Raw genomic sequence first — 18,085 nt, forward strand, 5'->3', positions numbered from 1 at the left:
GCGGTGCCGGACTCGCGCGGCACCCCTGACCGTCAGCCTGCCCTCCGGGCCGCGTCGGAGCCAGCCGTCCCCACCCGGTCGAGCAGGGCGACCAGCGCCGCGTCGACGACGGCGGTGCGGGTGAGGTTGACGCTGTGCCCGGCGCCCGGGACGACGACCAGCTCGGCGCGCTCGCCCAGCAGCTCGGCCAGCCGGCGGCCGTGCCCGGCGGGGGTCAGCCGGTCGTACTCCGCGGCGACGACGGTGACCGGCACGCGGCCGAGCACCGGCAGCGCGGCGGTCTCGTCGTGGTCGAGGAAGGTCCCGTAGAAGGCCATGGTGACCGTCAGCGGCGTCTCCTCGAGCATGTCCTGCACCGCCCGCACGGCCTCGGGGGTCGCGTCGTCGCGGCCGAAGAGGTACTTGCGCATGTAGCGGCGGCCGATCCGGGTGCCGCGGCGGCGGTACCGCTCGAGCAGCGGGGCCAGCAGCCGCAGCCACCACAGGTAGAGCGGCAGCAGGTGCAGCGCCCGCACCAGCTTCACCAGCGCGCCGAGCAGGCCGGTGGAGACCAGCCCGCCGGCGGAGGTGGCGAGCAGGAACGCGCCGACGACGCGGGGCCCGAACAGCTCCGGCCGCCGCCGCGCCAGCGCCATGATCGTCATGCCGCCCATCGAGTGCCCGGCGAGCACGACCGGCCCGGCCGGCACGACGGCGTCGAGGACCAGCCCGAGGTCGCGGGCGGTGCGGTCGATGGTCGCCGTCGTCGGGTCCGCCCAGCTCGAGCGGCCGTGGCCGCGGTGGTCCCACAGCACCAGCCGCGCGCGGTCGCGGACCGCCTCGCGCTGCAGCTGCCACTCGCCGAGGCGGGCGGTGAAGCCGTGGCAGAACACGACGGTCAGCGGGGCGTCCTCGGGTCCGTCGAACTCCACGTGCAGGTCGACGCCGTCGTCGCTGCGCACGGTGCGCGAGCCCGGCGGCGGGGGACCGTCGGTGCCGGGGACGACCGGGAGGCGGGAGGGAGCGGGGGAGGTCCGGCGGCGACGGCGCATCCGTCCATGACAGCGCAGGTGCCACCGGGCGGCGACTCAGGTGCCCGGTGCCGCCGCCTCGGTGCGCCGGCCCGGTGCGGCGTCGCGGACCATCCGGCGGGCGGCGTCGACCTCGCGCGCGACCGGGGCGAGCACGCCCTCGGCGTGGATCTCGGCGTCGTCGGGGGTCCGGTGCGCGCGGACGTCGTCCTCCAGCTCGCGCAGCGCGCGGCGCAGCACCGCCACCTGGTCGGGGTCGGGGGCCGGGCCGCCGGCATCGGCGGCGATGACCGCCTCGGTGACCGCGTCGGCGGTGCGCTCGAACTGCACGATGACCGGCCACCACGCCGCGGCGCGGGTGCTGATCGGCGGCGGCTCGGCCAGCCGGCGCTGCAGCTGGGTGGTCAGCTCGGTCGTCGCCCGGTAGGTGCGCCGCCGCGCCCGCCGCCGGTCCGCCGGGTCGCCGCCGCCGAAGGCCGCGCCCACGAACCCGTCGAGGGCCACCACGGTGGCGCCCATGGCCTCGTCGAGCGGGGCGCGCCAGGTCTGCGGCCAGAGGAGGTAGCCGGCGACGAGGACGATCGCGCAGCCGATGAGGGTGTCGAGGAGCCGGGCGGCGACCAGGTCCGGGCCGCCGGGCACGGCGAGGTCGAGCAGCAGGATGATCACCGGCGTCTGGAAGACCGAGAACAGGCCGAAGTTCGCGCCGCGGGCCCACGGCAGCAGAGCGGCGGCCACAGCCATGGCCACGACCACCCAGCCGTTGCGCGGCAGGAACGACAGCAGCAGCGAGCCGATGAGGACGCCGATCAGGGTGCCGACGCCGCGCTGCACCGCCCGGGTGAACACCGAGCCGAAGTCGGGCTTGAGCACGATCGCCACGGTGAGCAGCACCCAGTAGGGCCGCTCGATGGGCAGCAGCTGGCGGGCGATCTCGGCGATCGTCATGCACAGCACCAGGCGGACGGCGAAGTCGCGGGTGTCGGGGCTGCCGAGGGTGCGGTCGGCGAGCTCGCGCAGCCGCTGCCGCGGGGACGGCCGCGGCGGGGCGACGGCGGCCTCGGCCCGCTCCTCCGCGTCGCCGACCACCGCCCACGCCAGGCGCACCCCGTGCCGGACCGCGCGGCGCGGGGCGGGCCCGTCCGCCAGTGCCGCCGGCCGCTCGGCGGGCAGCTCGCGGCTGCCGGTGACCGCGGCGGCGAGGGCGTGCACTGCGGTGACGTCGTGCGGGTCGGCGGGCACCGCGGTGCGGGCGGAGGCGACGGCGGCCTCGACCAGCGGCGCGGCCGCGTTGAGCACCCCCGCCAGCTCCGAGAGCTCCCGGTTGCGCCCCGACGAGATGCTGCGGCTGCGGATCACCCGGTCGTAGGCGGCGTTGAGCGCGGCGGTCAGGTCGCGGCGGGCGGTCTCGGTGGCGTCGGTGCCCACGGCGGTGAGCAGCCCGGCGATGCGGGTGAACACGGCGGCGACCGCGGTCCGGTCGGGGTCGCTGGGCTCGGTCGCCGCCTGCACCAGGACGGTCAGCGTCGCCCACGCCGCGCCGGCGGCGAACCACGCCAGCTCCGCGACCGCCGGCAGCGGCGTCTGCAGCCCGGAGGCGAGCGCGGTGTAGATGAGCAGCTGCAGCGCGCCCAGCGACAGCGCCGAGCTGATCGCGCTGATCAGCGCCGCGGCCGCCGCGAGGACCGCGACGACGACCACCGGCACCACCCCGCCCCCCGCGGCGAACTGCCCGGCGACCAGCCCGACCGCGCCGAGACCCACGGCGGCCGCGGTGCGCCGCAGCCGGTCGCGCAGCGGCCCGCCCTGCGGGGCGAGGGTGGCGGCCAGCGCGCCGGTGGTGGCGAACACGCCGGCGCCGAGGGCGGACTCCCCGCCGACGGCGAGCGCGACGGCCAGCGGCGCGGGCAGCGTGACGGCGAAGCGGGCGACGTCGCGCCACGGCACCGGCGGGGGCGAGGTGCGGACCAGTTCCTCGAGCCACGCCGGGGCGCGCAGCGACCTCTCCGCCACGGGCCGAGCCTGCCACCCGCCGCGGGGGTCGCGCGGACGATCAGGTGACCTGGTCGTGTCGCGTCCTGGCTCACGGTCGACGGTGAGCCAGGACGCGCGGCGGTGAGCCAGGACGCGGATCGACGCTCCGGGATCAGGTGACCTGATCGTGGGGCGTCCTCCCGCACGGTCGGCGGTGAGGGAGGACGCACGGCGGTGGGGGAGGACGCGCGGCGGTGACCCCGGACGCGGGTCAGGCGTCCGGCAGCAGGATCGCGAGCAGGACCTGCGCGTGCCCCGACGACGGCGTCCCCGCGGGGGCCAGTTCCGGCGCGACCGCGCGCACCTGCCACCAGCCGACGTAGGCCGCGTAGGCGAGGGTCGCGCGGCGGCCGGCCTCCTCGGGCGGGACGCCGGCCTCGACGAGCGTGGCGCGCACGTAGGCCACGCGGCGCCGGGTGACCGTGGCGAGCACCCGCCGCACCCGCGGGTCGTCGACGTCGCGCAGCAGCGAGACGACGGGGTCGCCGTCGCCGGCGTGGCCCAGCGTGCGCTCGGTGAGGCTGCGCAGCCGCTCGCGCGGGTCGGCCAGCCGGTCGAGGTCGGCGATGACGGCGTCGGTGTGCGCCCGCTCCCAGAGCCCGAGGGCGGCCTCGACGAGTGCGTCGCGGCCGGGGAAGTGCCAGTAGAAGCTGCCCTTGGTGGCGCCCAGGCGGGCGGCGATCGGCTCGACGGCGACCGCGGCCAGCCCGCCGCGGCCCAGCGCCTCCAGCGCGGCCCGGGACCAGTCCTCGGCCGACAACCGCTCCCGCGCAGGCACGTCCGTACGCTACGGTACGGGTCACCATACGGTGGCGTACGGAGGTGGGCCGTGGAGCTCGACGCGGAACTGCGGACCGGCCGGCCCCGCGCGGTGCCGGTGCCGCCCGACCTGGTCACCGCCGCCGCCCTGGACGGCGCGGACTTCACCGACGCCTTCGCGGTCGCCGTCCCGTCCGGGGCCTCGACCGACGCCCGCGACTGGCTCGCCGCGTTCGGCCCGGCCGCCGTCCCGCCGTGGGTGCGGGCGCTGATGGGCGTGCGCACCGTGCTCGTCCGGCCGCTCCACCTGCGCACCGGGACGGGGCTGTTCCCCGTGCTCTCGGCGGCCGCGGACACCGCGGTCCTCGGCGTCGACGACCGGCACCTGGACTTCCGGCTGGTCCTGCACGTGCGTCCCGCGCCGCCGGGGCACGAGCTGGTGGCGGTCACCGTCGTCCGGCGGCACAACGTCCTGGGCCGGGCCTACTTCGGCGTCGTCCGGCCGTTCCACGCGCGGGTGGTGCCGGGCATGCTGCGCCGGGTGGTGCAGCGGGCGGCCCCTCCGGCGGCACGACGGTGAGGGACGACGTCCGCGTCGCCGGGCCGGCCGACCTGGAGCGGCTGCCGGCGATCGAGGCCGCCGCCGACGCGCTGTTCGCGACGGCGGGCATCACCGACCTCCCGCCGCCGCACACGGCGCAGGAGCGGGCGGCGGCCTGGCGGGTCCTGGTCGTGGGGCAGCCGGCGGTCGGCTTCGCCGTCCTGGAACGGGTCGACGGCGACGTGCACCTCGAGCAGCTGTCGGTGCACCCCGCGGCGGGCCGGCGCGGCCTCGGGACCGCGCTGCTCGACGCCGCCCTGCGGACCGCCCGCGACGCCGGGGCCGCGCGGGTCACGCTGACCACCTACGCCGACGTGCCGTGGAACGCGCCCTGGTACGCCGCGCGCGGCTTCACCGAGGTCGCCGACCCCGGTCCGGAGCTGGCCGCGCTCGTCGACCGGGAGGCGGCCGCGGGCCTGGGGGTCCCCGGCCGCCGCGTCGTGATGGGCCGCCCCGTCTGACCTAGGGTCGGCGCCCGTGACCGCCACCCTGGGCGAGGTCGTCGCCGCGCTGGAGGCCCGCTACGACCCCGCACTCGCCGAGAGCTGGGACGCCGTCGGGCTGGTGTGCGGCGACCCCGCCGAGCCGGTCGAGCGGGTGCTCGTCGCGGTCGACCCGGTGGCCGCCGTCGTCGACGAGGCGATCGAGCGCGGCGCGCAGCTGCTCGTCACCCACCACCCGCTGTTCCTCACCCCGGTGCACGGCGTTCCCGCCGACGACCCGAAGGGACGGCTGGTGCACCGCCTGGTGCGCGCCGGCTGCGGGCTGTTCGTGGCGCACACCAACGCCGACCGCGCCGCCGACGTCGGGGTGAACGACGCGCTGGCCGCCGTCCTCGGGCTGACCGGCACCCGGCCGCTGGAGCCGGTGGCGCCCGGCTCGCGGCAGGGACTGGGCCGGGTGGGCGAGCTGCCCGCGCCGACGACGCTGGCCGCCTTCGCCGCGCACGCGGCCGCGGTGCTGCCCGCCACCCAGGGCGGGGTCCGCGCGGCCGGCGACCCCGGCCGGCCGGTGCGCACGGTCGCCGTCTGCGGGGGCAGTGGCGGCTCCCTGCTGCCGGCCGCCGCGGCGGCGGGGGCCGACGTCCTCCTCACCAGCGACCTGCGGCACCACCCGGTCTCGGAGTCACAGGAGTCGACCGGCCCCGCGGTGTGTGACGTGGCACACTTCGCCTCCGAGTGGCCCTGGGTGCCCGTGGCCGCCGAGGTGCTGGTCACCGACCTGTCCGGCAGGGTCGAGGCCGCCGCCTCCCGGCACCGCACCGACCCGTGGACGGTGCACCGGGGCCGGTCGGCAGGAGGGGACCCGGCCCGCGCGGCCGGCTGAGACGGGGAGGACGCCGTGGCCACCGCCCAAGGACCGACGACGGGGGGTGCGGCCCCCCGGCGCAGCGACCGCAGCCCCTGGAACTGGCTGCTGCTGGTGCCGATCGTGGTGCCGCTGATCGTGCCGCTCTACAACCGCGTCGAGCCGACGCTGTTCGGCTGGCCGCTCTTCTACTGGCTGCAGCTGGCCTTCGTCGCCCTCGGTGTGCTGACCACCGTCCTGGTCTACCGGGCCACCCGGCGCAGCCCGGCCGAGCAGGCCGCCGCCCGGGACGCGATCGCCCGGGACAACGCCACGCGCGACGCCGCCCGCGACGCCGCCCGCCGAGACCGGGAGCGCTGAGCCGTGGACGGGGTCAACGTCGTCGAGCTCTCGATCGTCATCGTCCTGTTCCTCGTCGTCACGGTCATGGGGTTCGTCGCCGCCCGCTGGCGGCGCGCGGACGACCTCATGCACCTCGACGAGTGGGGCCTGGGCGGGCGCAACTTCGGCACCTGGATCACCTGGTTCCTGCTCGGCGGTGACCTCTACACCGCCTACACCTTCGTCGCCGTCCCGGCGCTGATGTTCGGCGCGGGCGCCGCCGGGTTCTTCGCCGTCCCCTACACCGTGGTGATCTACCCGCTGGTGTTCCTGGTGGTCATCCGGCTGTGGTCGGTCAGCCACGTGCGCGGGTTCGTCACCCCGGCGGACTTCGTCCGCTCGCGGTTCGACTCGCCGACGATGGCCCTGCTGGTGGCGCTGACCGGGATCGTCGCGACGATGCCCTACATCGCCCTCCAGCTGGTCGGCATCGAGGCGATCCTCAAGGCGATGGGCGTCGAGGGCGAGCTGCCGCTCATCGTCGCGTTCGTGATCCTCGCGCTCTACACCTACAACTCGGGGCTGCGGGCGCCGGCGCTCATCGCCTTCGTCAAGGACACGCTCATCTACCTGACGATCATCGTCGCGGTGATCGTCATCCCGGTGAAGCTCGGCGGCTGGGACGCGATCTTCGGCGCCGCGGAGGAGAAGTTCTCCGCCGGCACGGGCGCGGGGGTGCTGCTGCCGGCCACCGGCCAGCTGGGCTACGCCACCCTGGCCCTCGGTTCGGCGCTCGCCCTGTTCCTCTACCCGCACTCGATCACCGGGCTGCTGGCGGCCAGCAACCGCGACGTGCTCAAGCGCAACATGAGCGCGCTGCCCGTCTACAGCCTGGCGCTCGGGTTCATCGCGCTGCTGGGCTTCATGGCGATCGCGGCCGGCGTGACGCCGATCGGCGAGGACGGCAACACCGTCGTGCCGGTGCTGTTCCAGGAGATGTTCCCGAGCTGGTTCGCCGGCATCGCCTTCGCCGCCATCGGCATCGGCGCGCTGGTGCCGGCGGCGATCATGTCGATCGCCGCGGCCAACCTGTTCACCCGCAACATCTACAAGGAGTTCCTCAAGCGGGACGCCACCCCGCGGCAGGAGGCGCAGGTGGCCAAGGTCGTCTCGCTGGTGGTCAAGCTCGGCGCGGTCGCGGCGATCCTGTTCATCGACCCGCAGTTCTCCATCGACCTGCAGCTCATCGGCGGCGTGATCATCCTGCAGACGCTGCCGTCGGTGGCGCTGGGCCTCTACACCCGCTGGATGCACCGCGGCGGGCTGATCGCCGGCTGGGTAGCCGGCATGACCGCGGGCCTGCTGATGCTCTACAACACCCCGCGGCTGGGCCCGGACGGGACGGTGGTGCGCGAGCACTTCGGCGGGTCGTCCTTCGCGCTGTCGAAGCTGGGCCTGGACGCGGCGTCGTCGGTCTACACCGGCCTGCTGGCGCTGGCGGCCAACCTGCTCGTCGTCGTCCTGGTGACGCTGGCGCTGCGGGCGGCGAAGGTGCCCGACGGAGTCGACGGGACGGCGGACACCGACTACACCGCCGAGCGGGAGGACCCCACCTTCCGCGAGCTGCCCGACCCGCTGGAGTCCGCGCCGCCGGGAGGGGAGCGCCCGGCCCGACGGTAAGTTGGTCGGGTGAAGGCCGACCACTTCGAGCAGCAGAAGCTCCTGACGCTGGCCGGCGAGGACGTCGCGCTCACCCAGCTCGCCCACCGGAAGCGGACGCTGCCGGAGGTCGCCGCCGTCGAGGCCGCCGCCGAGGCCGAGCGCGGCTTCGCCGAGGCCGAGGTCCACGCCGAGACCGAGGTGCGCGACCTCGACCGGGAGCAGAAGCGGCTGGAGGCCGACGTCGAGACCGTCCGGCAGCGGGCGGCGCGCGACCAGGGGCGGATCGACTCCGGCGCGGCGACGGCGAAGGAGATCACCTCCCTGCAGTCGGAGCTGCAGTCGCTGTCCCGGCGGCAGTCCGACCTCGAGGACCAGGTGCTCGAGCTCATGGAGCGCCGCGAGACCGCCGACGCCACGCTCGTCGCCGCCCAGGAGGGCCGCGCCTCGGCCGTCGCCGACCGCGAGCGGGCCGAGCAGCTGCGCGACGACGCCCTCGCCGACATCGCCGACGCCACCGCCCGGCACGAGGCCGCCCGCGCCGAGGTCGCCGCCGGCGTCTCCGAGCAGCTGCTGGCGCTCTACGACCGCATCCGCGCCCAGACCGGCACCACCGGCGCGGCGGTGCTCAAGGCGCGCCAGTGCCAGGGCTGCCGCATCGAGCTGTTCGGGAAGGAACTCGCCGCCGTCCGCAACGCCGACCCGCACGAGGTGGTCCGCTGCGAGAACTGCGGCCGCATCCTCGTGCGCACCGCCGAGTCCGGGCTGTGAGCCGGAAGCTGGTCGTCGAGGCCGACGGCGGCTCGCGGGGCAACCCCGGCCCGGCGGGCTACGGCGCGCTGGTCCGCGACGCCGGCACCGGGCGGGTGCTCGCCGAGCGGGCGGCGTCCGTGGGGCGGGCGACGAACAACGTGGCCGAGTACGGCGGCCTGGTGGCCGGCCTGCAGGCCGTGCTGGATCTCGACCCGGGCGCCGACGTCGAGGTGCGGATGGACTCCAAGCTCGTCGTCGAGCAGATGTCGGGCCGCTGGAAGATCAAGCACCCGGACATGCAGAAGCTGGCCGTGCAGGCCCGCGCCATCGCCCGGCAGCTGGGCAGCGTCTGCTACACCTGGGTGCCGCGCGCGCAGAACTCCGCCGCCGACGCCCTGGCCAACAGCGCGATGGACGGCCGGCCGGTGCACCGCGACGCCGCCGCCGAGCCGTCCGTGACCGGCGACGACGTGCAGCCCGCCGCCGAGCCGGCGCCCGTGGTCACCACGGTCACGCACCTGCTGCGGCACGGGCAGACCGAGCACACGCCCGAGCGCCGCTACAGCGGCCGCAACGACCTGCCGCTGTCGGCCACCGGGCGGGCGGAGGCCGAGGCGGCCGCCGTCCGGGCCAAGGAGCTCGGCATCGAGGTCGTCGTCGCCTCGCCGCTGCGCCGCACCCGGGAGACCGCCGAGACCGTGGCCGCGGCGCTGGGCCTGCCGGTCGAGTACGACGACGACCTCGTCGAGCTCGACTTCGGCGACCTCGAGGGGCTGAGCGCCGCCGAGGCGCGGGCGCGCCACCCGCTGGCCGTCCGCCGGTTCGCCGCCGACGTCACGGTGGCCGCGCCGGGCGGTGAGTCGGTGGCCGACGTGTCGCGGCGGGTGGCCCGGGCGCGGACGCGGCTGCTCGAGCGGCACGCCGGGCGGACGGTGCTGGTGGTCAGCCACGTGACCCCGATCAAGCTGCTGCTGGCCGCGGGCCTCGACGTCGGCGACGAGGTCGTGCACCGGGTGTTCCTGGAGGCCGCGTCCCTGTCGACGGTGGCGTGGAGCTCCGACGGCCGCACGTCGGTGCGGCTGGTGAACGACACCGCCCACCTGCGCTGAGCGGCTCGTCGAGATCGGCGGTCTCGTGGCCATCGCGCGCTGACGGCCACGAGACCGCCGATCTCGCGCGGGGAGGCACGCGCCTACAGCCGGCCGGCGTCGATGACCCGGGCGAGGAACTGCCGGGTCCGCGGGTGCTCCGGGTCGCCGAGCACCTGCCCCGGCGGGCCGGACTCCAGCAGCACCCCGCCGTCGAGGAAGGCCACCGTGTCGGCCACCTGCCGGGCGAAACCCATCTCGTGGGTGGCCATCACGATCGTCATGCCCTGACCGGCCACCTCCCGCACCAGGGCGAGCACCTCGCCGACCAGCTCGGGGTCCAGCGCGCTGGTCACCTCGTCGAGCAGCAGCACCCGCGGGCGGACGGCGAGCGCGCGCACGATGGCCACCCGCTGCTGCTGCCCGCCGGAGAGCCGGTCGGGGTACTCCAGCGCCTTGTCGGCCAGCCCGATGCGCCCGAGCAGCCCCCGCGCCTCCTCGACCGCCTCGGCCCTCGGCCGCCCGTGCACGGCGGTCGGCGCGAGGGTCACGTTGTCGAGCACCGACAGGTGCGGGAACAGGTTGTAGGCCTGGAAGACGACGCCCATCCGCCGGCGCACCCGGTCGGCGTCGACCCGCGGGTCGGTGACGTCCTCGCCGTCGAGCAGCACCTGCCCGTCGTCGACGGTCTCCAGCAGCGAGGCGCAGCGCAGCAGCGTGGACTTGCCCGACCCCGACCCGCCGATGAGCGCCACCACCCGGTGCTCGTCGACGGCGAGGTCCACCCCGCGCAGCACGACGTTCGCCCCGAACGCCTTCACGATCCCGCGCAGCTCGAGCACGGTCACAGCAGCGACCCGCTCTGCTGGCGGCGGCGGGCGCGGGCGGTGACGGCGTCGGCGAAGCGGGCCGAGGGGATGGCGAGCAGCACGAACAGCAGCCCGGCGACGACGTACGGCGTGAAGTTGAAGCTCTGCCCGACCAGGATCTGCGCCGAGCGCACCGCGTCGACCGCGCCGAGCACCGAGATCAGCCCGACGTCCTTCTGCAGCGCGACGAAGTCGTTGAGCAGCGCCGGGGTGACCGTGCGCAGCGCCTGCGGCAGGACGACGATCCGCATCGTCTGCCGGTGGGTGAGCCCCAGCGAGCGGGCCGCGGCGCGCTGGCTGGGGTGCACCGACTCGATGCCGGCCCGGAACACCTCGGCCACGTACGCGGAGTAGACGATCACGATGGCCGCCGTCCCGAGGACGAACGGCGACGTCGGCACGCCCTGCAGGCCCAGCGCGGGGAACCCGAAGCCGACCAGGTACAGCACGATGATCAGCGGGATGCCGCGGAACAGGTCGACGTAGACGGTCGCGAGGATCCGCAGCGGCGCCCACGCCGGGCCGCGCAGCGTCCGCAGCGCCGCGATGCCCAGGCCCACCACCAGCACGAGCAGCCCGCCGACGACGAGCACCTGCAGGTTGACCAGCAGCCCGCGGGCGATCTCGGGGAGCGAGTCCCACGCCACCGACAGGGAGAAGAAGGTGGCCTGCACGCGCGGCCAGCCCGGCGACCGGGTGACCGCCACGTACGCGACGGCGGCGAACAGCAGCGTGGAGGCCAGCGCCACGAGGGTCGAGCGGCGGGCCCGGCGCCGTCGCCAGGCCCGGCGGCCGAGCTCGAGCTCGCTGGGCGGCGGGAGGGCCGGGACCCCGCCGCCGGTGACCACCGCGCTCAGGACAGGACGGGTGCGTCGGCGACGTCGGAGAGCCACTGCTGCTCGAGGTCGGCGAGCGTGCCGTCCTCGCGCAGCGCGTCGACCGCCTGGGACACGCAGTCGGTCAGCGGGCTGTCCTTGGCCAGCAGCAGGCCGAACTGGTCGCCGCCCTCGCCCGAGTCCTCGAGCTGGCCGACGATCACGCCGTTGTCCAGCTCCGCGGAGGTGATGTAGAAGGCGGTCGGGAGGTCGACGACGATGGCGTCGACCTGGCCGTTCTGCAGCGCGAGCTTGGCGTCGTCGTTGGTGTTGAACACGACCGGCTCGGTCTCGGGGGCGATGACCTCGGTGAGGACGTCGAGGCTCGTCGTCGCCACCTGGGCGCCCAGCCGCAGGTCCTGCAGGTCCGCCAGGCTCGTGGCGCCGTCGGCCGCGGAGCCCGCCGTCGTGATGACCGCCTGGCTGACGGTGTAGTACGGCGAGGAGAAGTCGACGGCCTGCCGGCGCTCCTCGGTGATGGAGAACTGGTTGATGTCGAAGTCGAACGGCCGCGGGCCGGGCTGGATCGCGGCGGTGAACGGCACGCGGGTCCAGGTGACGTCGTCCTCGGCGTAGCCGAGCTGCTCGGCGACGGCGTAGGCGACGGCGGACTCGAAGCCCTCCCCGTTCTCCGGGGTGTCGTCGACGACCCAGGGCTCGTAGGCGGGCTGGTCGGTGGCCACGGTCAGCGTCCCCGGCTCGAGGGTGTCGAGCTCGTCGGGGGTGCAGGCGCCTGTCGCCGCCGACCCGCCGCCGCTGGTGGACCCGGCGTCGGTGGACTCCTCCTGCGGGGCGCACGCCGCCAGCGCCAGCGTGGTGGCGGCGGCCAGGACGAGGGGGAGCGGACGACGGCGCATCGGGGGTCCCTTGACTCGGGGTGGGGTCGGCGCGCAGATCCTAGGGCGCCTCCCTTGCAGGACGGCCGGGTCCGGTCGTCAACCGATGAGTTGAGCAGCCGCCGGCGGTCCTCCCTGCACGCACGGACCAGGAGGAGGGATCGCGATGGGCAGGGTGGTCGTGTTCGCGGCGGTGTCGCTGGACGGGTACGTCGGCAGGGACGACGACATGCCCGGCCCGCTGTTCGACTGGTACGGCAACGGCGACGTCGAGGTGACCCTCAGCGACCCGGACCGGCCCTTCCGGGTCACCGAGCCGACGGCGCGGTTCCTGCGGGAGCACGTGGCGAGGACGGCCGCGATGGTGTGCGGCCGCCGGCTCTTCGACCTCACGAACGGGTGGGAGGGCGTGCCGCCCGGCGGCGAGCACGTCTTCGTCGTCACCCACCGGCCGGCCGACGACTGGCCGCACGCCGGCACGGCGCCGTTCACGTTCGTGCCCGACGTGGCGACGGCGGTCGAGCGGGCCAGGGCGTTCGCCGGCGACCGGGACGTCACGGTGACCGCCGGGGACGTCGGCGGGCAGGCGCTGCGGGCCGGCCTGGTCGACCGGGTGGTGCTCGCCCTCGTCCCGGTCGTCCTGGGGTCGGGCAGGCCGTACTTCGGCACCGGCGGGCCGCCGGAGATCGCGTTCGAGGACCCGGTGGTGGTCCAGGGGTCACGGGTGACCCACCTGGTCTACGACGTCCGCCGCTGACGGGAAGCCGGCCGGGGCGCCGGGCGTTGCACCGGGCACCCCGCCGTCGCGGCCGGCGACGTCGCAGGGAGCATGAGAGCCCCGTCCCCCCGCGAGGAGCCCCGTGACCGCGACCACCGCGCCCGCCCCCACCGCCGCCGTCGGCGACGAGCGCACCCTGTCGCCCGACGAGTTCGAGACCTGGGCCGCCGAGGTGCGCCGGCTGGCCGACGAGCGCGGCGCGGTCGTGCTCGCGCACAACTACCAGGTGCCCGAGATCCAGGACGTCGCGCACTTCACCGGCGACTCCCTCTACCTGTCCCGCGTCGCCGCGCAGACCGACGCCCGCGAGATCGTGTTCTGCGGCGTCCACTTCATGGCCGAGACGGCGAAGATCCTCTCGCCGGACAAGACGGTGCTGCTACCCGACCACGCCGCCGGGTGCTCCCTCGCCGACTCGATCACCGCCGCGCAGCTGCGCGAGTGGAAGGCGGAGCACCCCGGCGCCGTCGTCGTCAGCTACGTCAACACCACCGCCGCGGTGAAGGCCGAGACCGACATCTGCTGCACCTCGTCCAACGCCGCCGACGTCATCCGGTCGATCCCCGAGGACCGCGAGATCCTCTTCTGCCCCGACCAGTTCCTCGGCGCGCACGTCAAGCGCGTCACCGGGCGGGACGACATCCACGTGTGGGCGGGGGAGTGCCACGTGCACGCCGGCATCAGCCCGGCCGACGTGCGCGCCCGGGTCGCCGCGCACCCCGACGCGGAGATCCTCGTGCACCCCGAGTGCGGCTGCACCACCTCCGTGCTCGACCTGGTCAGCCACGGTGACCTGCCGGCCGACCGCACCCGCGTGCTGTCCACCGGCGGGATGGTCGAGGCGGCGGCGCGCACGACGTCGGGCCAGGTCCTGGTGGCCACCGAGGTCGGCATCCTGCACCAGCTGCGCTCGCTCAACTCCGGGACGGCGTTCATCCCGATGAACGACCGCGCCGCCTGCCGCTACATGAAGATGATCACGCCGGAGAAGCTGCTGCACACGCTGCGCACCGGCGAGGGCGCGATCGACGTCGACCCCGACACCGCCGCCCGCGCCCGCCGCGCCGTCGAGGCGATGATCGCCATCGGCGAGCCCGGCCGCGGCGGCGAGTGAAGGACCCCGCTGCCCCCCATCGCTCGCAGGCTCGCGATCGGACCCTGCAGCGGGGCCGTTACAGCACCTCACCACTGGAGGGCGAGCCAGAGGGCGAGGGTGGCCGCGGTCAGGGTCAGCGGCACGGTCGCCAGGCCGACCGCGGCGAACCGGCCCGCGGTCGGTGCACCGGCCCCCAGCACCCGGCGCCACAGCAGGTCGGCCAGCGACCCGGTGTAGGTCAGGTTCGGGCCGACGTCCACGCCGATCAGCACGGCCAGCACCGCACCCGGGCCGACGGCGGCGGCCACCGGCAGCAGCGCCAGGGTCGCCGGCAGGTTGTCGACCAGGTTGGCCAGCACCGCGGTGACCACCGCCACGGTGAGCAGCGCGACCGGGGTCAGATCCGGGTGAACAGGTAGACCGACACCCCGACGCCGAAGACGACGATCAGCACGCGCAGCGGCGTCGCGGGGATGCGCTCGGCGATCCGGGCGCCGGCGAAGCCGCCCACCAGGCTGGCCGGGGCCGCGACGGCGACCACGGGCCAGGCGACCGGCCCGAAGAGCCCGAAGACGACGAGGGTCACCGTCGCGGTCACCGCGGACAGCGCCGACTTGAGCGCGTTGGCCAGTTGCAACCGGTGCAGCGCGGTCCCGAGGACGCCGACGAGGATCACCCCGAGCGCCCCGCCGAAGTAGCCGCCGTAGACGGTGGCGAGGAACAGCGCCACGTACAGCCACCACGGGTCGCGCGCGGCGGCGTCGTCGTCGCGGTCGGGCAGCCGCCGGGTGAGCAGCGGCTGCACCGCCAGCAGCAGGCTGGCCAGCAGCACCAGCACCGGGACGACGACGTCGAAGGCCTCGCTCGGCGTGGTCAACAGGAGCACGCTGCCCGCCGCCCCGCCGAGCACCGACACCGCGCCGAGGCGGGCCATCCGCCGGCCCTGGCCGGTGTACTCGCGGCGGAACCCGGCCATCCCGCCGAGGTAGCCCGGCCACTGCGCCACCGAGTTGGTCACGTTGGCCGCGACCGTCGGCAGCCCCAGCGCCACCAGCGTGGGGAACAGCACCAGGGAGCCGCCGCCGGCGATGGAGTTGATCACGCCGGCGCCCAGGGCGACCGCCGCGGCGATGAGGAGGTCGGCGGCGGACACGGAGCCGGAGCCTACGGTGACCCCGTGCGACCGCCCGCCCCCGCGACCTGGCTCGCCGCCGCCCTGGGCGGGTCCGGCGTGCTGCACCTCCTGCGGCCGCGGACCTACGAGTGGCTGGTCCCGCCCGAGCTCGGGGACGCCCGTGCCTGGGTGCTCGCGAGCGGCGTCGCCGAGCTGGCCGCCGCGGCGCTGCTCACCGCGCCGCCCACCCGGCGCGTCGGCGGCTGGGTGGCCGCCGCGCTGCTGACGTCCTTCGTGCCCGCGCACCTGCACCACCTGCGGGTGGCCCGCGGCCGGCCGGCCCTGCTGGCCGCCGGGCTCGTGCGGCTGCCGCTGCAGGTGCCACTGGTCGGTGCGGCGCTGCGCGTGGCCCGCGGGCGCTGACACCGGCGCCGGAGGTCCCTGCGGTGTCCGATTCCCGCCGGACCACGGGCCCGGCGACGACGACCGTGGAGGCATGACGACGACGCCCGTGCAGCCCGCTCCCGTGCTCACCGTGCACGCCATCGACCCCGCGGAGCTCGACGGGATCCGGCGCAGCGGGCGGGACACCGAGGGCAACGTCCCGGTGCCGTGGCCCGACGCGGCGGGGGTCCCGCTGCGGTGCTGCCTGCGCCGCGCCCGCCCGGACGACGAGGTCTGGCTCGTCGCCCACGCCCCGCTGCGCGGGCGGTCCCCGTGGCGGGAGGTGGGTCCGGTGTTCGTGCACGCCCGGCCGTGCGAGGGGTGGGCCGAGACCTCCGGACTGCCCCCGGAGCTGCGGCAGGGGCCGCGCGTGCTGCGCGGGTACCGGGAGGACGGGTCGCTGGACTACTCGGCGATCCGGGTCGTCCCCGAGGGCGAGGACGTCGAGGACTCCCTCCAGGAGCTGCTCGCCGACCCGGTGGTGCACGAGGTCCACGTGCGCGCCCTGGCCGAGCAGTGCTTCACCTACCGGGTGCGCGCGGCCGGCCGCTGACCCCCGCGCGCGTCGCCCCCGGCCGCGGTCGACCCGGGCAGACTGCCGGGATGGTCGAACCGCTGCCCGACGACTGGGAACGCGCGCTGGTCGTCGTCGCCCACCCCGACGACGTCGAGTACGGCTGCGCGGCCGCCGTCGCCGCCTGGACCGCCGCCGGGCGCGACGTCCGCTACGTGCTGGCCACCAGCGGGGAGGCCGGCATCGCCGGGCTGCCGCCGGAGGCCGCCGGGCCCCTGCGCGAGCGGGAGCAGCGGGCGGCCGCGGCGGCGGTGGGGGTGTCGGTGGTGGAGTTCCTCGGCCACCCCGACGGACGGCTCACCGAGGGGCTGGACCTGCGGCGGTCGCTGGCCGCGGCGGTCCGCCGGCACCGCCCGGAGCTGGTGGTCACCCTGCACTTCGGGGAGACGTGGACGCCGCCGGGCGTGGCCCCTGCCTACTGGAACAGCGCCGACCACCGCGCGCTGGGCCGCTCGGCCGTCGACGCCGTGGGCGACGCGGCGAACGAGTGGATCTTCCCCGAGCTCGCCGACCCGGAGCCGTGGCGGGGCGTGCGGTGGACCGCCGTCTCCACGCCGGTGGGGGTGACGCACACCGTCGACGTCACCGGCGTCGTCGACCGGGCGGTGGCCTCGCTCGCCGAGCACCGCCGCTACCTGCAGGCGCTGTCGGACGACCCGGTCGAGGAGCAGGCGCGGCGGCAGGTCGAGTCGGCGACCCCGGCCGACGACGCCGGGCGCCGGCTGACCGGGTTCACGCTCTACGCCGGCTGACCGTCGTCGGGGCTCTCGCCGCACGGGGAGGACGAGGACGCGGCCCCGGGGGGCTCGGGGCCGCGTCCTGCGCCGGTCAGGGGTTGAAGCTGACGTGCACGTGGTCGTAGTGGTTGGCGGTGATCGACCCGCGGTCCTCCATCGCCTGCCAGCCGGAGCCGCCGATGATGAAGATCCGCTGCTTCCAGATGACGTACTCGACGCCGAACTGCTCGGCGTTGTCGATCACGTACTGGGCGACGGCGTCACCCTTGGCGGAGTCGGCGTAGACCATGAAGTCCGCGGCGAGCTGCTGGGTGGGGGAGTGGCCGGGCCGGGTGAGGACCGTGGAGACCCCGTGGGTCGCGGTGACGTCGGCGACGACGGGGCGGACGTGCTCGGCCCACGCGCTGTACGCGGTCGAGGTCGGGGTCGGCTTGCCGCTCAGGTCGGTCGAGACGGGCAGCGAGACGGCCGGCGCCGGCGCCGCCGCCCCTGCCGGGACCGCGGGAGCGGGGGCCGGGGCGGGAGCCGCCTCGGGTGCGGGGGCCTCGGCCTGGGCGGTGGCCGCCGTCCGGTCCCAGCGGTCCCAGCCGCGGTCCCAGTCCCGGCCCCGGTCCCAGTCCTGGGCCTGGGCGACGGACTGCCCGGCGAGGCCGAAGACGACGGCGAAGGCGCCGACGGTCAGGGTCCGGCGGACGCCGGTGCGGCGGTGGGTGTTCGAGGGCATGGTGAAGAGAACTCCTGACGATGGTCCGCGGGGACGCCGCTGGGACGCGGCGGGACCCCGTCGCGGATGAGGGGGAACCGGGGGGGACGGACAGGCGCCGTCGGGCCCCACGTGGAGGCCGTGCCCCGGAGGGCAGGGCCGACGCGGGAACCGTCGGGTCCGTGCTCGTCCACGCGGCGACCGGCCGGCGTGCGGGCGGGTCGCGGCGGTGGTGTCTGGAGGGCGAGGCGCGCGAGGGCGAGGCGCCACTGCGGCGCACCTCGGTGCAGATCTCCCTTTCTCCCGTGGCCGCCTACCGGGTCAGCTGACGGGTTCGGGCGGGGATGCGCCCTACCCGCCCCCGAGCGGGGCTCGGGAGGCGGGACTCACCCCAGTGGTGCGGTGGGTCCCCGGTTCGGGGGGGGGGGGGGGGGGGGGGGGGGGGGGGGGGGGGGGGGGGGGCGGGGGGGGGGGGGGGGGGGGGCGGGGGGGGGGGGGGGGGCGGGGGGGGGGGGGGGGGCGTGGG

21 protein-coding genes and 1 riboswitch are annotated in these 18,085 nt (G+C 76.1%); of the genes, 12 read left to right on the plus strand and 9 right to left on the minus strand.

Annotated elements, in window-relative coordinates; genetic code table 11:
- Nucleotides 1-32: 32 nt before the first annotated feature.
- From ACI8AD_RS09350 to ACI8AD_RS09360, 3 genes are all read right to left on the minus strand, one after another.
- Nucleotides 33-1,031, minus strand: a complete 999-nt coding sequence (locus tag ACI8AD_RS09350) for an alpha/beta fold hydrolase (RefSeq protein ID WP_456870255.1) — start codon at nt 1,029-1,031, stop codon at nt 33-35.
- A gap of 36 nt (nt 1,032-1,067) precedes the next feature.
- Nucleotides 1,068-3,023: an FUSC family protein gene (locus ACI8AD_RS09355; RefSeq protein WP_456870256.1), complete on the minus strand. Its 1,956-nt coding sequence runs from the start codon at nt 3,021-3,023 to the stop codon at nt 1,068-1,070.
- Between the two features lie 232 nt (nt 3,024-3,255).
- Entirely contained in the window at nt 3,256-3,822 is a 567-nt protein-coding gene (locus ACI8AD_RS09360; protein WP_456870257.1) for a TetR/AcrR family transcriptional regulator, read from the minus strand.
- A gap of 51 nt (nt 3,823-3,873) precedes the next feature.
- Between ACI8AD_RS09360 and ACI8AD_RS09365 the strand changes: the two genes are divergently transcribed.
- From ACI8AD_RS09365 to ACI8AD_RS09395, 7 genes are read left to right on the plus strand one after another with little or no spacing between them, the layout of a single operon-like run.
- On the plus strand, nt 3,874-4,383 hold the full coding sequence (locus ACI8AD_RS09365) for a DUF2867 domain-containing protein (protein ID WP_456870258.1): 510 nt from the start codon (nt 3,874-3,876) through the stop codon (nt 4,381-4,383).
- On the plus strand, nt 4,380-4,865 hold the full coding sequence (locus ACI8AD_RS09370; RefSeq protein WP_456870259.1) for a GNAT family N-acetyltransferase: 486 nt from the start codon (nt 4,380-4,382) through the stop codon (nt 4,863-4,865). The genes ACI8AD_RS09365 and ACI8AD_RS09370 overlap by 4 nt, the downstream gene beginning before the upstream one ends.
- 16 nt (nt 4,866-4,881) lie before the next feature.
- The gene (locus ACI8AD_RS09375; protein WP_456870260.1) at nt 4,882-5,730 is read left to right on the plus strand and encodes a Nif3-like dinuclear metal center hexameric protein; all 849 of its coding nucleotides are present in this window, start codon (nt 4,882-4,884) and stop codon (nt 5,728-5,730) included.
- Between the two features lie 15 nt (nt 5,731-5,745).
- Nucleotides 5,746-6,072 (plus strand): DUF3311 domain-containing protein, encoded by a 327-nt coding sequence (locus ACI8AD_RS09380; protein ID WP_456870261.1) that lies wholly within the window; start codon nt 5,746-5,748, stop codon nt 6,070-6,072.
- A 3-nt stretch (nt 6,073-6,075) separates the two neighbouring features.
- Nucleotides 6,076-7,713, plus strand: a complete 1,638-nt coding sequence (gene mctP / locus ACI8AD_RS09385; protein WP_456870262.1) for a monocarboxylate uptake permease MctP — start codon at nt 6,076-6,078, stop codon at nt 7,711-7,713.
- A 9-nt stretch (nt 7,714-7,722) separates the two neighbouring features.
- A complete protein-coding gene (locus tag ACI8AD_RS09390; RefSeq protein WP_456870263.1) occupies nt 7,723-8,463 on the plus strand; it encodes a zinc ribbon domain-containing protein in 741 nt (246 codons plus the stop codon).
- Nucleotides 8,460-9,554 (plus strand): bifunctional RNase H/acid phosphatase, encoded by a 1,095-nt coding sequence (locus ACI8AD_RS09395; RefSeq protein WP_456870264.1) that lies wholly within the window; start codon nt 8,460-8,462, stop codon nt 9,552-9,554. Before ACI8AD_RS09390 ends, ACI8AD_RS09395 begins: the two co-directional genes overlap by 4 nt.
- Nucleotides 9,555-9,637: 83 nt before the next feature.
- Here ACI8AD_RS09395 and ACI8AD_RS09400 read toward each other — a convergent pair whose 3' ends face one another.
- Genes ACI8AD_RS09400 through ACI8AD_RS09410 form a run of 3 tightly spaced genes read right to left on the minus strand, consistent with a single transcriptional unit; the run spans nt 9,638 to nt 12,134 of the window.
- Complete coding sequence (locus tag ACI8AD_RS09400) at nt 9,638-10,381, minus strand: amino acid ABC transporter ATP-binding protein (protein ID WP_456870265.1); 744 nt, start codon at nt 10,379-10,381, stop codon at nt 9,638-9,640.
- Entirely contained in the window at nt 10,378-11,250 is an 873-nt protein-coding gene (locus ACI8AD_RS09405) for an amino acid ABC transporter permease (protein WP_456870266.1), read from the minus strand. Before ACI8AD_RS09405 ends, ACI8AD_RS09400 begins: the two co-directional genes overlap by 4 nt.
- Nucleotides 11,251-11,255: 5 nt before the next feature.
- Nucleotides 11,256-12,134 (minus strand): ABC transporter substrate-binding protein, encoded by an 879-nt coding sequence (locus ACI8AD_RS09410; RefSeq protein ID WP_456870267.1) that lies wholly within the window; start codon nt 12,132-12,134, stop codon nt 11,256-11,258.
- 145 nt (nt 12,135-12,279) lie between these two features.
- On the opposite strand from ACI8AD_RS09410, the gene ACI8AD_RS09415 reads away from it, so the two are divergent.
- Both ACI8AD_RS09415 and nadA read left to right on the plus strand, forming a co-directional pair.
- The gene (locus ACI8AD_RS09415) at nt 12,280-12,870 is read left to right on the plus strand and encodes a dihydrofolate reductase family protein (RefSeq protein ID WP_456870268.1); all 591 of its coding nucleotides are present in this window, start codon (nt 12,280-12,282) and stop codon (nt 12,868-12,870) included.
- A gap of 103 nt (nt 12,871-12,973) precedes the next feature.
- A complete protein-coding gene (gene nadA / locus ACI8AD_RS09420) occupies nt 12,974-14,005 on the plus strand; it encodes a quinolinate synthase NadA (RefSeq protein ID WP_456870269.1) in 1,032 nt (343 codons plus the stop codon).
- Between the two features lie 68 nt (nt 14,006-14,073).
- Here the strand turns inward: nadA and ACI8AD_RS09425 are convergent, their stop codons facing one another.
- Together ACI8AD_RS09425 and ACI8AD_RS09430 are read right to left on the minus strand one after the other, a co-directional pair.
- Entirely contained in the window at nt 14,074-14,364 is a 291-nt protein-coding gene (locus ACI8AD_RS09425) for an ArsB/NhaD family transporter (protein WP_456870270.1), read from the minus strand.
- Between the two features lie 20 nt (nt 14,365-14,384).
- Nucleotides 14,385-15,140, minus strand: coding sequence for a sulfite exporter TauE/SafE family protein (locus ACI8AD_RS09430; protein ID WP_456870271.1), 756 nt, complete (start codon nt 15,138-15,140; stop codon nt 14,385-14,387).
- Nucleotides 15,141-15,164: 24 nt separating this feature from the next.
- Here ACI8AD_RS09430 and ACI8AD_RS09435 point away from each other — a divergent pair, with 24 nt between their 5' ends.
- From ACI8AD_RS09435 to ACI8AD_RS09445, 3 genes are all read left to right on the plus strand, one after another.
- Nucleotides 15,165-15,524, plus strand: a complete 360-nt coding sequence (locus ACI8AD_RS09435) for a DoxX family protein (protein ID WP_456870272.1) — start codon at nt 15,165-15,167, stop codon at nt 15,522-15,524.
- A gap of 73 nt (nt 15,525-15,597) precedes the next feature.
- The gene (locus tag ACI8AD_RS09440) at nt 15,598-16,098 is read left to right on the plus strand and encodes a DUF1203 domain-containing protein (protein WP_456870273.1); all 501 of its coding nucleotides are present in this window, start codon (nt 15,598-15,600) and stop codon (nt 16,096-16,098) included.
- A gap of 50 nt (nt 16,099-16,148) precedes the next feature.
- Nucleotides 16,149-16,871 carry a PIG-L deacetylase family protein gene (locus tag ACI8AD_RS09445; RefSeq protein WP_456870274.1) on the plus strand — a complete coding sequence of 241 codons (723 nt, stop codon included), beginning with the start codon at nt 16,149-16,151 and terminating at the stop codon, nt 16,869-16,871.
- Between the two features lie 76 nt (nt 16,872-16,947).
- On the opposite strand, the gene ACI8AD_RS09450 is transcribed toward ACI8AD_RS09445, so the two are convergent.
- Nucleotides 16,948-17,580, minus strand: a complete 633-nt coding sequence (locus ACI8AD_RS09450; RefSeq protein WP_456870275.1) for a hypothetical protein — start codon at nt 17,578-17,580, stop codon at nt 16,948-16,950.
- A gap of 294 nt (nt 17,581-17,874) precedes the next feature.
- Nucleotides 17,875-17,974, minus strand: a riboswitch (cyclic di-AMP (ydaO/yuaA leader).
- Nucleotides 17,975-18,085 lie beyond the last annotated feature (111 nt).

Source organism: Geodermatophilus sp. SYSU D00766 (assembly GCF_054049915.1).